The sequence below is a fragment of the Nonomuraea solani genome, assembly GCF_900108335.1.
In the GTDB taxonomy this organism is placed as follows: domain Bacteria; phylum Actinomycetota; class Actinomycetes; order Streptosporangiales; family Streptosporangiaceae; genus Nonomuraea; species Nonomuraea solani.
This window is the reverse complement of record NZ_FNVT01000003.1, coordinates 904,611-918,510: the sequence shown is the minus strand read 5'-3', so window position 1 is coordinate 918,510 and position 13,900 is coordinate 904,611. Positions and strand designations below refer to the sequence as shown.

The following is a 13,900-nucleotide window of genomic DNA, read 5'->3' as shown; positions in this document are numbered from 1 at the left end:
CTAGCGAGGATGTTGCCGGCCCCCCTGACCATGGAGGTCAGGCGGGGTGCGGTGGCCCAGCTCGGCGCCCTGCTGGCCGACAGCCGCGTGGCGACCTCAGGGCGCGTCGCCGTGGCCGTCGGCCCCGGCCAGGGCGACCACATCGAGAGCCTGATCGCCCCGACGCTGGGCGAGGCAGAGGTGTTCAGGGTGGCCGACGGGTCGGTCGACGCGGCCGTCTCGCTCGGCGCCGACCTGCGCAAGGGCGCCTACGAGGTCGTGGTGGGCGTCGGTGGTGGCAAGACGATCGACGCGACCAAATACGCCGCGTCGCTCGCGGGCATCCCGATGGTCGCGGTGGCCACCAACCTCTCCCACGACGGCATCTGCTCGCCGACCGCCTCCCTGCTCTACGAGGGTGGCAAGGGCACGTTCGGCGTGCCGATGCCGCTGGCGATCCTGGTCGACCTCGACTTCGTGCACAACGCGCCGCAGTCGCTCGTCCGGGCGGGCGTGGGCGACGTGGTCAGCAACCTGTCGGCCATCGAGGACTGGCAGCTCGGCAACGTCGAGCGCGGCGAGCCCATCGACGGGCTGGCCTGCTCGATGTCGCGGACGGCCGCCGAGGCGCTCATCGGCCGTACGGACTCCATCGAGTCCGACGCGTTCCTGACCGTTCTGGCCGAATCGTTGATTCTGTCGGGCATGTCGATGGTGGTAGCGGGCTCATCTCGGCCCGCGAGCGGTGGAGACCATGAGATCCTTCATGCCGTGGATCAGCTCTTCCCCGGCACCTCCAACCACGGCGAGCTCGCCGGGATCGGTGCCGCCTTCTGCTTCTTCCTCAGGGAGGACGACGCCCGCGTCAAGCAGGTGGTCGACTGCCTGCGCCGGCACGAGTTGCCCGTCGTCCCGGCCGACATCGGGCTGACCGCCGAGCAGTTCGCCGAGGTCGTCGCGCTGGCGCCGGCGACCCGTCCCGGCCGTTACACGATCCTGGAGCACCTGCGCATGCAGGACTCCGAGATCCGGGATCGGGTGGGGGACTATGTCCGCTCCTTCGGTAGCTGAGATCCGGCGGGTCGCCCAGCCCGAGGGCCACCTGGAGCGCAGGAACGGCGAGCACTGGGCGGGCGTGCTCTACATGCGCCGCCTGTCCATCTACGTCACCTGGATGTTCACCAAGACCTCCGTCACGCCCAACCAGCTCACCTGGGTGATGACGGTGGCGGGGGTCGCGGCCGGGTTCGTGATCGCCCTGCCGGGGTTCTGGGCCGTGGTGGGCGCCGCCCTGCTCATCCAGGTCTACCTGCTGCTCGACTGCTCCGACGGCGAGCTGGCCCGGTGGACCGGCAAGACCTCGCTGACCGGCGTCTACCTCGACCGGGTCGGCGCCTACTTCGCCGAGGCGGCGCTGCTGGCCGGGCTGGGCTGGCGCGCGTCGGCGGTGCTGCCCGACTGGTACACCGTGCTGGGGGTCGCCGCCGCGCTCGGCGCGATCCTGATCAAGGCCGAGACCGACCTGGTCGACGTGGCGCGGGCCAAGGGGGGCCTGCCGGGAGCCACCGAGGCGTCCGTGGGGCAGTTTCGCTCCGGGCTGCTCGGGCTGGGCAGGCGCATCCTGGGTGCCACGAAGTTCCACCGGATCGTGCAGCCGATCGAGCTGTCGCTGCTCGCGCTGGTGACCGCGGTGATCGACGTGGTGACCGGCGACCTCACGGCCACGCGGGTGCTGGTCGCCGCCTGCTTCGTCGCGGCATATCTCCAGGTGGTGCTGCATCTGGTCAGCATTCTCGCATCGAGACGACTCGCGTGATCCCATGTCGGAACCGAAGAGGCCCCTCGTCCGTCGTATTGATCGGACGTCCGCCGTTCGGTGGGGGTTCACCCCTGGTTCCGATACGCTTGGCCTCACTCATATCAATATGCGAATTAGCAGACTCGGTGATCATGAAAGAATGCTCCGCTCGTGTTCTCAACGCGTCAGGACTGTGATTCGTTGAAGATCTCGTGCGTCATCCTCACCATGGGCAACCGGGTCGCGGAGCTGAACCGGGCGGTCGAGTCCGCGCTCAACCAGATCGACGGCGACGTCGAAGTGGTGATCGTGGGCAACGGCGCCGACGTGCCCACGGTGTCGGCGACGCCACCCGAGGGGTCGGCCGCGGTCGTGAAATCGATCCGGCTCGACCAGAACACGGGCATCCCCGCAGGCCGCAACCGCGGCGTCGAGGAGTGCTCGGGCGATGTCGTGCTGTTCCTCGACGACGACGGCTGGTATGCCAACCCGAAGGTCGTCGCGCACGTACGCGACCGCTTCGCCACCGAGCCCGACCTCGCGGTCATCTCCTTCCGGGTGATGGACCCCGACGGCGGCATCGGCCAGCGACGCCACGTCCCGCGCCTGCGCGCCGGCGACCCGCAGCGCTCCTCGCCGGTCACGACGTTCCTGGGCGGCGCCTCGGCCATCAGGCGCTCGGCCTTCCTCCAGGTGGGCGGCCTGCCCGAGCGGTTCTTCTACGCGCACGAGGAGACCGACCTGGCCTGGCGGCTGCTGGGAGAGGGCTACCGGATCGAATACGACGCCGAGACGGTGATGTACCACCCGCAGGTGCCGCCGACCAGGCACACCGAGTTCTACCGGCTCAACGCCCGCAACCGGGTCTGGCTGGCCAGACGCAACCTGCCGTGGCCGCTGGCGTTCCTCTACCTGACCAACTGGGTCGTGCTCACCGTGGTCCGCGAACGCGCCTCCGGCGGCCCGCTCAAGGCGTGGTTCACCGGCTTCTTCGAGGGCCTGCGCACCCCGGCGGGCGAGCGGCGTCCCATGGCCTGGCGGACGGCCTGGCGCATGGTCAAGCTCGGCCGTCCTCCGATCGTCTGACGTCAGGTCTCGCGCGCCGCTCCGAAGGTCATGGCGGCGCGCGAGATCGTCGTGCTGAACATCGCCCGCTTGGGCAGCCCCAGCTCGCTCAGCTCCTTGGCGATGGGATGGTTGCCCAGGCGGATCAGCGCCCCGCCGGGCCGGATCCGGGCGCCGCGGGCCCGCACCACGGACCACGGGACGCGCCGGGTGACCCCGTCGCGGTGGGTGTAGGCGTCGAGCGGCGTCATGGCCGCGGCCCCCGGCATGGGCGCCCCCGGCTTGATGAGCATGTCGAGCACGAGCCGGCCGTCCTTGCGGAGAACACACCTCTTGTACGGCGACCCCAGCCGCAGGTCGATGTGAGCCAGCTCCTTCGGAAACCCCCACAACGTCCGCCCGGCCTCCAGCGTGAACGACTGGTCGACCGGCAGCCAGTGGATGAACACCCCGGCCTGCTTCAGGTCGGCCAGCCCCGAGGCGCCGGTCGAGCCCGGCGGGCGGACGAGGAAGGCCATGCCGAACTCGTGGTAGGTGTCGAGGTCGCCGTCACGGTAGTCCACGAACATCAGCACGCAGACGGCCTTGCCCGGCAGGACCTCGGTCACGTCGAGGCCGGAATATGCGATGACCGCCCTGGCGGCGTCGGCACGCACCGGGTAGAAGGCGCTGCAGATCTCGGCGTCCCTCACCCGTACAGGCATGCTCACCGTCCGGCCCTGGATCAGATGCGATGCCATGGCCCCAGTACATCAACCGCCGAGCCGTGTGACCATTCCCGTCCCGGTGCCGTCTAGGTGTGATGTGACGACCGAAAGATTACGGGGGGCATCATCATCGAGGACCTGTATCGCGAGCATTGGCCGCTCGTGTGCGGATTCCTCCTGCGCAGGACCCGTGACCCCCATCTCGCGGAAGATCTGGCCCAGGAGACGTTCGTCAAGGCGACCAGGGCCCTGCTGGGCTGGCGCGGCGAGAATCCGGCCGCCTGGCTGCTCACGATCGCGCGCAACGTGCTCATCGACCACGTCCGCCGCGGCCGCCGTGAGCTGCCCCTGCCCGAACCCGACGAGCTCGGCGCGCCCCCGCTGCACGTGGCCGCCCTCGACGTGCGCGACGCCCTCGACCGGCTGCCCGAGCAGCACCGCAGGCTGCTCACGCTGGTCTATTTCGAGGGCTTCTCGCTCGTCGAGGTGGCCGCGATGACCGGCAGGAAGCACGCCTCGATCAAGACCGCAGTGTGGCGGGCCAGAGCCGCCTTCGCCGACGTTTACGGAGTGCCCCATGACCGATGACCTGCCCGAGCTGGAAATGCCGGACTTCGACCCGAAGCGAGCCAGCCGGGCGGTCCGGCGAGGACTCTTCAGGACGACCTCGTACGTGCTGGCGGTGCTGCTGGTGCTCGGCCTGACGGCCACGGTGGGCTCATCGCTCGTGCAGACGCGCGGGGGCCGCGGCGAACGCATGATGGACGTGCTCGGCACCGCTTTCAAGCTGTACAACCCGGGCTACCAGGTCGTCTCCGGCGAGTGCTGCGAGACGACACCACTGTCGATGTCCTTCAAGGTGAGCGCCGGCCCGCTGCGCGCGGACAGCGGCGGCCGGGAGCCGGCCGTCGCCGGCACCTACCCGATCAGCCAGAACTTCTTCGGCCGGGTGGACCACCTGCCGCTGGGCAACAGCGCCAATACCAGGCTCTCCGTCAAGTTCTACGAGGTCGGCAGCGCGCTGGCGGCCAAAGAGGAGGTCCGTAAGGCGCTGGCCAGGCTTCCCGCCGACCTGCTGGCGGTGGCCGTGGTGGAGTTCGCCGCACCGCTCGGGGCCGACGAGCTCAAGGGATTCCTGGAGCAGAACGAGGCGTGCGCGGAGAAGGTGGTCTACGAGCGCAGGACGGGCTCGCTGCCGATCACCTGGGGCGACATCACCTGGGATCGCGGCCCGTTCGCCGAGGACAAGGAGGGCTGCGGCGTCGGCCTGGGCAACTTCCGCTCCTGGGTGGCCATGCTGCGCGACCACGACGACCGGAACCTGCGCAGCTTCGATCTCTCCCTGGATCGGCTGCGGAAGGCGTCCCGCGAGGGTCTGGCCTACGCCTTCGTGGACGAAACCTCGATCGGGAAGCTGCGCAAGCTCATCGAGGACCCGCGCGTGCGCACGATCCGGCTCGGAGACGTCGCCTTCGACCTCGACCGTCCCTAGCCGACTCTCCGCATGCGCTGCATCGTCACAGGCGAACCGGCCTCTCCGCCTCCCCTTCCTCCAAGAGAAATCGGGGTGACGTGCGGGAAACGGGTCTAGACGGCCAGGGCGTGTCTGGTCACGCCCGCCCAGGACTCGGCGCGGCGGACGAAGGCCGCGGCGTGGTCGGGCCAGTGGTGGCGCAGGCGGGCCTCCGTGTGGCCCAGCGCGCCCAGCTTCACCCGCCGTGCCGGGTCCTCCTTGAGGTCCAGTACGGCGTTCAGCGCCGCGTCCACGTCCAGGGGCACCACGAGCCCGCAACCGGCCCCCTCGACCAGTGAGGCGCCCTGTGGGGTCGTGATCACCGGCAGGCCGCGGCCCATGTAGTCCATGATCTTCGTGGGCAGCGTCCGCACCGTGTCGTCGGCCAGGGAGAGACCGGCCAGCGCGCCCTCGGCCATGCGCAGGGCGTGCCGGTTGGGCACGTACCCGAACCAGTCGAGCAGCCCCACCCGCTGCGCGTCCCGCAGCAGCGGCCGGACGTCGCGGGCCGCGGCGCCGATCAGGTCGAGCCTGATGCCGTGCGGGACCAGGCGCTCGGCCAGGCCGATCAGCTCCGTCACGCCGCGCTCGGCCGACAGACGGCCGATGTGGACGACCCTGGTGTCGCCGGGAGGGGGAGGACTGGCTGACACCAGGGTCGCCTCCGGGACCACCGCGGGCGTGATCACCTGGTGGCGCCGTTCGGCCCGGGCGAGACTCCGGGGGGTCACCTGTTCGCGTACGTCCCAGACGACCGGCGGGCGCCGGTAGGGCAGCGCCCGCAGCAGCCGGTGGTCGTGCACGATGAGCAGGTCCGCGCCCCGCACGCCGCGTCGCAGCGCGGTGCGCGCCCGGCTGTAGGTGGCGTTGCGGGCCACGTCGACCGCGGTGAGTCCCATGGCCGGGGTCACGTTGAAATAGGTGAAGGGCGCGACGTAGGTCACCTCGTGGCCCGCGTCGAGCAGGGCCCGGATCTGCCGATGCATGATCCGGGCGTCCTCGGGATGATGGACGGTCGTGGCGACACATGCGCGCATGTGTCGATGCTCCGCGCCTACCAGGTCAAAGGCGTTAATGCGGGTGGAACGGCCGCTTAACTTCGTGAGGGGCGGCGATAGAGCCAGACCAGCCGGGGCTCCAGCACCCACTTGAAAACGGTGCGGGTCTCCGGCAGGCACAGCACGATCGCCAGCGCGAAGCACGTCGAGCTGATCGCCAGCACGCCGAGCGGCCCGTGCAGCCACGGGAGCTCCAGCCAGCCCATCTCCTTGGCGATCAGGACCGGGATGCCGTGCAGCAGGTAGCAGTAGAGCGTGCGGGTGCCGAGATCGGAGTACCACGTCTCGCCCCTGGGCACCAGCGCCAGCACCGCGAAGCACATGGCCAGCGCGCAGACCAGCAGCCCGGTGCGCAGGCCGATGCCCATGTACCAGGACAGGTCGAGGTCCTGGTAGCTCTCCTTGAAGTAGAGCGGGCCGAGCTTCGCCCGGCCGGCGATGAGGATGGCCACCGCCGCCGCGCCGAGGAGCGTGACCACCGAGGCGATCTTGATCCAGCGCCGGTTCAGCATCTCGAAGTGCTCGGGCTGCATGACCAGGCCGATCACGAAGAACGGCATCAGGCCGAAGAACCGGTCCATGCTGAAGTCGCCGGTGATCTGGGAGAACCCGGCGAACAGATAGATCGCGATCGCCACCGGGACCGGATATTTCATCCGCTTCCACACCGGTGTGGACAACCGCCAGAACAGCAGCGCCAGCAGATACCAGTTGAGCCAGGCCGGATCGATGATCGTCAGGCTCCACTTCTGGCCCAGCGAGAAGCGCAGCGCGGCGTAGCCGACCTCGACGATCACGTAGGGGACCAGGAACGTGTCGACCAGCTTGTTGGTCTTCGCGTTGGAGTTCCAGAAATTTCTGGACAGGTAGCCACTGAGCAGCGTGAACAGCGGCATGTGGAAGACGTAGATGAAGATGTAGAGGGCCCTGGAGGAGTCGGCCGCGAGCGTCGGCACCAGCGAGTGGCCGACCACCACGAGCGCGATCAGGACGAACTTGACGTTGTCGAGATAGGGGTCGCGCTTACGCTTGGGCGGCTCGGGCCGGCGCTGCGGCTCCGGCTGCTCGGCGGGCGGCGCGGCCACCGCCGCCTGAGGGGCGGTCCGCTCGCCCGGGGCGACTCCGTGCGGGTCGGTGGCCTCGCTCCAGAAGGTCTCCTCCGGTAGCGGCCAGCGAGCCCCCGTGTCAGCGGGGCCGCCCTCGTCAGGGCTCCGCGGGGTCGTGACCGGTGGGGACGATCTGGTGTCAGACACAGGGGAGTCGCTCAGCTTCGCTCGGGGCCGGGGAACACGACGAGAACACGATCAGCAGACCTTACGGTGCCGTGTCGCGCTGCGTCGCCGACCCGAAACAGACTATCCCGCCTCGCGGGTCCTGTCCCCCGGGACAGCCCAGAATGCCCGGTTACACAGGGAACTTGGAGCGTCAGGTGCACACGTTCTTCTGCTCGGACGCGGTGATCGAACTCTTGCTGACGCTGTCGGGCAGCTTGGTCACCTTGACCGAGTCGAAGTCCTCACCGACGACGAGCTGCATCACCGGGGTGCCCTTGGCGGGCGCTCCCGCCGCGGCGGGCACCGTCGACGCGTACGGCTGCGCGTTGGTCGCCTTGACCTTGCCCGACGCGGCGGCCGGCTTCGGCAGGACCGCGCCGGCCAGCGTGCTCGCGTGGTCGGCCGCCGACTCGATCGTCTTGGCGTAGTGGACCTCGCTCTTCGCCACGCTCGCGCCGCCCGCGGCCTCGTAGTTGCCCAGCTCCACGACGGTGAAGCCCTGTTTGACCAGCTCGTCGGCGACCTCGCGGGCCTTGCCGAAGGTCTTGGTGCCGTTGAGGACCTGGACGCGTACCTGCTCCGGCTTGATCGTGACCTTGGGCTTGGCGCTCGCACTGGCGCTCGGCGCCGCGACGGTGACCTCGGTGTCGGTCTTGATCGCGGTGAACAGCTGGGTGGCGTCCGGTTCCTTCCAGACCACGCGGTTGGGATCGGCGGGGTCGGCGCCCCACGGGACCGTGGTGAACTGGACGCCGCCGGCCGTCATCTCCCTGGCGCTGGTGGCGATCTCGATGAGCCGCTCGGTGTCGTTCGCCAGCTCGGGGTCCATGGTGACCGAGCTCGCCGCGGCCCCGATGAACTCCCTGAGGCGGCCCAGATCGGTGAGCAGGTCGCTGCTGGTGGCCTTGGCGACGACCTTGCTCAGGAAGATCTGCTGGCGCCTGATGCGCTGGATGTCGCTGTTGTCGCCGTATTTGCGCAGGCGTACGAATCCCAGGGCCTTCTCGCCGTTCAGCAGGCTCTTGCCGGGCGGCAGGACCAGCTTGGAGTCCTTGTCGTTGACGCCCGACTTCAGGCAGACCTCGATGCCGCCGAGCGCGTCGACGATGTTCTTGAAGCCGCTGAAGTCCACCTCGACGAAGTGGTTGATGCGGATCTGGGTGAGGGTCTCGATCGTCGAGATGGTGCAGGCGACTCCGCCGGAGTTGTAGGCTGAGTTGATCATGTCGCGACGCGGGGCCATCACCTGTTTGGTGGCCTCGTTCTTGCACTTCGGGATCTGCACCATGGAGTCGCGCGGGAAGCTGATCAGACGGGCCTTGTCCCGGTTGGGCGAGATGTGCATGAGAATGATCGTGTCGGTGCGCTTGCCGCCCGCGTCGGCCTCCCTGGCCAGCTTCTGGCCATATCGGGCGTTGCCCTTGCCCGCCCGCGTGTCGGAGCCGACGAGGAGCACGTTGAGCGCGCCCGTTTCCGGAGGACGCGGGTTGATGATGTCCTCTTTGACGCTCTTCTCGGTGATGTTGCCGAAGGTGTCGCGCATGAGCGTGTAGACGGTCAGCAGCCCCGCCACCATCGCCGTGGTGAGGCCGATGCTGATCCAGGCCAGCACGCGCATCTTGCCCTGACCGTCGCCGCCGGAGCGATGACCGCGCGGGGGGCGGTCGGCGGGCGGTGGCGGCGGTGTTCCGGCGGCGGCCGCCGCTCGACGTGCCATCCTGCTGCCCGGTTGCGGAGGAGCCGACCTGTGACCCTGCCCGGGATCACCCGGTGGCATGCCCCTGTAGTCGCTCATACGCCCCCTGGCCTCAGTCCTCGCGCCTGACGCGCCGGCTTGGTCGCTCCGCGCCACGAGACTAGGTCACGCACGGCGTGGCTCGGGCCATGACCGCGGGGAACGACCGTGACCCGGGCGTGATGTTTCCGCCGCACAGCATACTCAGAGCCGGACATTAGGTGGAATATCATCGCCAAACTCTTTCTAGCGGGACCGCTGGAGCTCCTCTGACCTGAGGCTCTGCGCCGCCGCCAGACAGGCCAGGGGTACGGCCGGCAGCACGTAGCGGTAGTCGAACTCGGCGGCCGCGGCCGGGGTGATCAGCAGCACGACGCCTGTCGCCCAGGGCACCAGCCAGGCCGGAGGCCCCGAGAGGCGCCTGCGGACGATCGCCACCACCGGCGGCACGAGCAGGACTCCCAGGAGCAGCGGGCCGGGCAGTCGCACCATGCTCTGGTAGGCCCGCAGCCAGCCGGCGTAAGGCTCGACGATCTCCGTGCCGATCGCACCCTGCTCGTAGAGCTTGGCATACTCGGCGCCGACCTGCGCGGGATAGCGCCCAGGAGGTCCTGGCTCGGTCACCGGGAACTGGTAATAGGCGTAGATCTCGGGATCCGGGTAGACCGGGCGGCCCCAGGTGAACGTGCGGCCCAGCTCGGTCAGCACCGAGGCGGCGTAGTCGAGCGGCTGCGCGGTGATCGCCAGCGTCGCGAACCTGGCCGCCAGGTCGTCGTTCTCCTTCGTGAACGTGATCCCGGGCCGCAGCACGAGGGGGGAGTCCTTGGCCCAGATGTACTCCTGGGAGGGCGGCCGCCGCTCCGGCGGGCGCGGGTCGCACAGGACGCGCAGGTCGGCCGGCGGGTTCATCTTGGCGCAGTCGGCGAAGGACATCGTGCGGGCGTACAGGAAGACGCCGTTCGCGCCCACGATGCCGGCGCGGTGGTGGACGGCGTAGAACCAGCCGCCGTACGCGATCACCGGCACCAGCGCGGCCGCGAGCAGCACGCCCGTCAGCCGGAACCGCCCGCGCAGCACGAACCAGGCCGCCAGCACCACGATGAGCGGCTGGCCGATGGTCCTGGTGAGCGTGGCGGCGGCCAGCAGCAGCCCGACGGCCACGACCGTGGCCGGCCGCAGGGTCGTGCTCAGCGCGACGGCGGCCACGACCAGGAACATGAACAGCGTGTCCGAGACCAGCAGGTGCTCCAGCTCGACCTGGTACGCGTCCAGCAGCACCGGCACCGTGGCCAGCGTCGCCGCCCACCGGGGCGCCCGGCGCGCGGCCCGGTAGACGAGCACCCCGGTGGCCAGGCCGAGCAGGTGCTGGACCGCCGTGACCGCGCCGAAGGCGTGCAGCGGCTCCAGGAGCTTCAGGAACAGCGAGTAGCCGGCCGGCCGCACCAGGTCGGGGCTGGGTTTGAAGACCGTGACGATGTAGGTGTAGGAGTCGGGGAACCACAGCGCGGGCCGGTAGCCGAGCATGGCCAGGACCCGCAGCAGGGCGCCGAGCCCGAGGACCGCGAGGAACCACCCGTGCCGCCGCGCGAGATCCAGGGGTTTCGTGCGAGCCTCCGACACCACCCGCACGTCCTCCCTGTCCTTGCTCTCCGGCACGGGGTTCTCCGGCACGAGGCGTACGCTACCCGGCATCGCGGGACCCCCGTGCCACGGCGGCGTGTGCGCCCGGGGGCCGGGCGTTGGATACGCTCGCTCACCGATGGAACTCGTTCGCCCCGGCCGGCTGCTGGCCGCGCTCTCCGTGCTGCCCGCCCTGGCCGTGACCGGCTGGCTGCTCGCGGGGCTGCCCCTGATGCTGCTCGGCCGGTTCGCGCCGCTGCCCGCCGTGCTGCTCGGCCTGCCGGCCGCCGCGCTGCTGGGCTGGGCCGGCACACGAAGGCTGGGCAAGGCGGTCGAGGCCACGTTCCCGCAGGTCGCCGGGGTGGTGGCGGTGAGCGTGGGGTCGGGCGTGTTCAACGCGGTCCTGCACAGCGAGCAGATCGCCGTCAGGCGCGATCCGGCGACATATGCGCAGTACGCGGCCTGGATCGCCGAGCACGGCTCGCTGCCCGTTCCCGCGCGGGCGGAGGCGTTCGGCGGCGCCGATCCCGCGCTGTTCTTCGACAGCGTCGGCTTCTACCTCGTGGACGGGTCGGTGGTGCCGCAGTTCATGCCGGGCCCGCCGCTGTTGTTCGCGATCGGCGACTGGCTGGGCGCGCCGTTCGTGATCCCGGCGCTGCTGGGCGCGCTGGCCGTGCTCACGCTGGCCGGGGTGGTGGCCAGGCTGGCCGGGGCGCGGTGGGCGGTGGTGGCCGCGCTGGCGTTCGCGGTGAGCCTGCCGATCCTGTACACCTCGCGCACCACGTTCAGCGAGATCCCGTCGCTGATCCTGCTGTTCGGCGGGCTGGCGCTGGCGCACGACGCGCTCGAAAGGCCGGGCTGGGGCCGGGGGCTGCTGGCCGGCCTGGTTTTCGGGCTGGCCGTGCTGGTCAGGGTCGACGGGCTGCGCGACGTGCTGCCGGTGCTGGCGTTCGCGGGGCTGCTGATCGCGCTGCGGCGCTTCGCCAGGCCCCAGGGCGCCACGGGGCCGCCGCTGCTGGCCGGGCTGCTGGCCGGGGCCGGGATCGGGATGCTCGCCGCCTATCTGCTCGCCCGCCCGTACCTGAACTATCTGTCGAACTCGGTGAAGCCGCTGCTGCTCGTCAGCGCCGCCGTCCTCGTCCTCACCCTGATCTGCGCGGTCGCCGCCCCCGCACTCGCGCGTATCCCGCTGCCCGCCTGGCTGCCCACGGCGGCGGCCGGGCTGGTGGTGCTGCTCATGACGGCCCTGTACGTCCGCCCGTGGCTGCAGACCGTGACCCGCGTGCCCGTGAGCGCCGACGACCGGCGCACGTTCCAGATGATCGAGCAGATCCAGCGCGCCAACGGCCTGCCCGTGGACGGCACCCGGCTCTACTTCGAGAACTCCCTGGACTGGGTCATCTGGTACGTCGGCGCCCCCGTCGTCCTGCTGGCCACGATCGCCGCCGCCGTCCTCGTCCGCCGGCTGCTGCGGAACGGGCGCTCGTTCGAATGGCTGCTGCCCCTGGCGGTCGTGGGCTGGACGACCGTGACGACGCTGCTGCGCCCCGAGATCACCCCCGACCACCCGTGGGCCGCCCGCCGCCTGGTCCCGGTCGTGATCCCCGGGCTGATCCTGCTGGCCACGTATGCCATGGCCCGGCTGGGGGCGACGTTCGACCGGCACGGCCCGCTGACGCGGCGGTGGGGGACGGCGCTCGTCGTCCTGCTCGTGCTCGTGCCCCCGGCGGTGACCTCGATCGGCACGGCGTTCACCCCGGTCGAGCGGGGCGAGGCGGCGGCGGTCGAGGCGATGTGCGCCAAGCTGCCGCCCAAGGCGTCGGTGCTGATCGTGGAGCGGGTCACCGGCGACCGCTTCACCCAGGTCGTCCGCGGCATGTGCGACCGCCCGGCGGCGCGGGTGGCCCGCTCGGGCTCCGACACCGCGCCGGAGGCGCAGGTCCGCCGCCTGATCGAGCGGATCCGCGGCGCGGGCCGGGTCCCGGTGGTGCTGGCGGCCGACGCCGCGCAGGTCTCGCCTTATGGGCCGCCGACGCACGTTCTGGGGCTGGTCACGCGCCAGGACGAGCGCTCGCTGACCGAGGCGCCGAACGGCACGTGGTCACTGGGAATGAACGTGTGGATGGCGGTGGCCTGACGGCGTCCGGATGGTGAAATGATCTTCTAACCTGGCTTGATGTGGACTCGTCTCTCAGCGGGGCAGAGTACCCTCAAGGCCCGTGAGCACGCTTGAGACCCCCAAGAGTGGAACTGCCGTGGAAGAAGCGCCCTACGTCACGATCGTCCTGCCCTGCTACAACGAGCAGAACCACGTCATCGCTGAGGTGGACCGCATCACCAAGGCGATGGACTCGAGCGGCTACACCTACGAGCTCGTCGCCGTGGACGACTGCTCGACCGACTCGACGCTGGCCAAGCTGCGCGAGGCCGCGGCCGACTACCCCCACCTGCGCATCCGCGCCTTCCACCGCAACGGCGGCGCCGGCACCGTGCGGCGGATCGGCACGCAGGAGGCCAAGGGCGAGATCGTCGTCTGGACCGACGCCGACATGTCCTACGCCAACGAGCGCATCCCCGAGCTGGTCCAGATCCTGGAGAAGGACACGACCATCGACATGGTGGTCGGCGCGCGCACCAGCGAGGAGGGCTCGCACAAGCTGCTGCGCGTCCCGGCCAAGTTCGTGATCAGGAAGGTCGCCGAGATGCTGGCCGGGCAGAAGATCCCGGACCTCAACTCCGGCCTGCGCGCCTTCAGGAAGGCCGTGGCCAAGCCCTACCTGCGGCTGCTGCCGCCCGGATTCTCCTGCGTCACCACGATCACGCTGTCGTTCCTGTCGAACCAGCACGACGTCCACTACCTGCCGACCGACTACGCCAAGCGGGCCGGGAAGTCGAAGTTCAGCTTCGTCTCCGACGCCTACCGCTACATCCTGCAGGTGCTGCGGATGATCATGTACTTCAACCCGCTCAAGGTGCTCATGCCGCCCGCGTTGTGGCTGGTCGGCATCGGTTTCGTCAAGGGCGTCTGGGACATGATCCAGCACCCGTTCTACTTCCCGGCCAACACGGTCATGATCTTCCTGTCAGGGCTGCTGATCGGGTCCGTGGCACTGCTGGCCGACCTGATCGTGCGCTCGCGGGGAGAGTGACG

The 13,900-nt window shown here is 70.0% G+C and carries 12 protein-coding genes; 7 read left to right on the top strand and 5 right to left on the bottom strand.

All coding sequences use genetic code 11. The features are described 5' to 3' along the window. Positions 1 to 9: 9 nt before the first annotated feature. The 3 genes from C4V41_RS15255 (at position 10) to C4V41_RS15245 (ending at position 2,863) form a co-directional block, all read left to right on the top strand. A complete protein-coding gene (locus C4V41_RS15255) occupies positions 10 to 1,050 on the top strand; it encodes an iron-containing alcohol dehydrogenase family protein (RefSeq protein ID WP_200824009.1) in 1,041 nt (346 codons plus the stop codon). After that, the gene (locus C4V41_RS15250; protein WP_103956457.1) at positions 1,028 to 1,795 is read left to right on the top strand and encodes a CDP-alcohol phosphatidyltransferase family protein; all 768 of its coding nucleotides are present in this window, start codon (positions 1,028 to 1,030) and stop codon (positions 1,793 to 1,795) included. The genes C4V41_RS15255 and C4V41_RS15250 overlap by 23 nt, the downstream gene beginning before the upstream one ends. 183 nt (positions 1,796 to 1,978) lie before the next feature. Next, complete coding sequence (locus tag C4V41_RS15245; RefSeq protein ID WP_103956456.1) at positions 1,979 to 2,863, top strand: glycosyltransferase family 2 protein; 885 nt, start codon at positions 1,979 to 1,981, stop codon at positions 2,861 to 2,863. Between the two features lie 2 nt (positions 2,864 to 2,865). Here C4V41_RS15245 and C4V41_RS15240 read toward each other — a convergent pair whose 3' ends face one another. Continuing rightward, on the bottom strand, positions 2,866 to 3,582 hold the full coding sequence (locus C4V41_RS15240) for an acetoacetate decarboxylase family protein (protein ID WP_103956455.1): 717 nt from the start codon (positions 3,580 to 3,582) through the stop codon (positions 2,866 to 2,868). A gap of 78 nt (positions 3,583 to 3,660) precedes the next feature. Here C4V41_RS15240 and C4V41_RS15235 point away from each other — a divergent pair, with 78 nt between their 5' ends. Then, a complete protein-coding gene (locus C4V41_RS15235) occupies positions 3,661 to 4,137 on the top strand; it encodes an RNA polymerase sigma factor (protein ID WP_103956454.1) in 477 nt (158 codons plus the stop codon). Continuing rightward, positions 4,127 to 5,041, top strand: coding sequence for a hypothetical protein (locus tag C4V41_RS15230; RefSeq protein WP_103956453.1), 915 nt, complete (start codon positions 4,127 to 4,129; stop codon positions 5,039 to 5,041). The genes C4V41_RS15235 and C4V41_RS15230 overlap by 11 nt, the downstream gene beginning before the upstream one ends. Before the next feature lie 95 nt (positions 5,042 to 5,136). On the opposite strand, the gene C4V41_RS15225 is transcribed toward C4V41_RS15230, so the two are convergent. The 4 genes from C4V41_RS15225 to C4V41_RS15210 form a co-directional block, all read right to left on the bottom strand. After that, positions 5,137 to 6,099 (bottom strand): glycosyltransferase, encoded by a 963-nt coding sequence (locus tag C4V41_RS15225; protein ID WP_103956452.1) that lies wholly within the window; start codon positions 6,097 to 6,099, stop codon positions 5,137 to 5,139. A gap of 56 nt (positions 6,100 to 6,155) precedes the next feature. Next, positions 6,156 to 7,373: an acyltransferase family protein gene (locus C4V41_RS15220; protein WP_160150285.1), complete on the bottom strand. Its 1,218-nt coding sequence runs from the start codon at positions 7,371 to 7,373 to the stop codon at positions 6,156 to 6,158. A 172-nt stretch (positions 7,374 to 7,545) separates the two neighbouring features. After that, positions 7,546 to 9,111, bottom strand: coding sequence for an LCP family protein (locus C4V41_RS15215; protein ID WP_235030132.1), 1,566 nt, complete (start codon positions 9,109 to 9,111; stop codon positions 7,546 to 7,548). A 264-nt stretch (positions 9,112 to 9,375) separates the two neighbouring features. Further along, on the bottom strand, positions 9,376 to 10,800 hold the full coding sequence (locus tag C4V41_RS15210; RefSeq protein ID WP_235030131.1) for a hypothetical protein: 1,425 nt from the start codon (positions 10,798 to 10,800) through the stop codon (positions 9,376 to 9,378). Positions 10,801 to 10,888: 88 nt separating this feature from the next. Between C4V41_RS15210 and C4V41_RS15205 the strand changes: the two genes are divergently transcribed. Continuing rightward, positions 10,889 to 12,886 (top strand): glycosyltransferase family 39 protein, encoded by a 1,998-nt coding sequence (locus C4V41_RS15205; protein WP_103956450.1) that lies wholly within the window; start codon positions 10,889 to 10,891, stop codon positions 12,884 to 12,886. An 82-nt stretch (positions 12,887 to 12,968) separates the two neighbouring features. Continuing rightward, positions 12,969 to 13,898: a glycosyltransferase family 2 protein gene (locus tag C4V41_RS15200; RefSeq protein ID WP_200823982.1), complete on the top strand. Its 930-nt coding sequence runs from the start codon at positions 12,969 to 12,971 to the stop codon at positions 13,896 to 13,898. Positions 13,899 to 13,900 lie beyond the last annotated feature (2 nt).

Coding starts and splice junctions, on each gene's coding strand:
- C4V41_RS15255 (WP_200824009.1), top strand. CDS start 10: ATGTTGCCGGCCCCCCTGACCATGGAGGTCAGGCGGGGTGCGGTGGCC.
- C4V41_RS15250 (WP_103956457.1), top strand. CDS start 1,028: ATGTCCGCTCCTTCGGTAGCTGAGATCCGGCGGGTCGCCCAGCCCGAG.
- C4V41_RS15240 (WP_103956455.1), bottom strand. CDS start 3,582: ATGGCATCGCATCTGATCCAGGGCCGGACGGTGAGCATGCCTGTACGG.
- C4V41_RS15230 (WP_103956453.1), top strand. CDS start 4,127: ATGACCGATGACCTGCCCGAGCTGGAAATGCCGGACTTCGACCCGAAG.
- C4V41_RS15225 (WP_103956452.1), bottom strand. CDS start 6,099: ATGCGCGCATGTGTCGCCACGACCGTCCATCATCCCGAGGACGCCCGG.
- C4V41_RS15215 (WP_235030132.1), bottom strand. CDS start 9,111: ATGGCACGTCGAGCGGCGGCCGCCGCCGGAACACCGCCGCCACCGCCC.
- C4V41_RS15205 (WP_103956450.1), top strand. CDS start 10,889: ATGGAACTCGTTCGCCCCGGCCGGCTGCTGGCCGCGCTCTCCGTGCTG.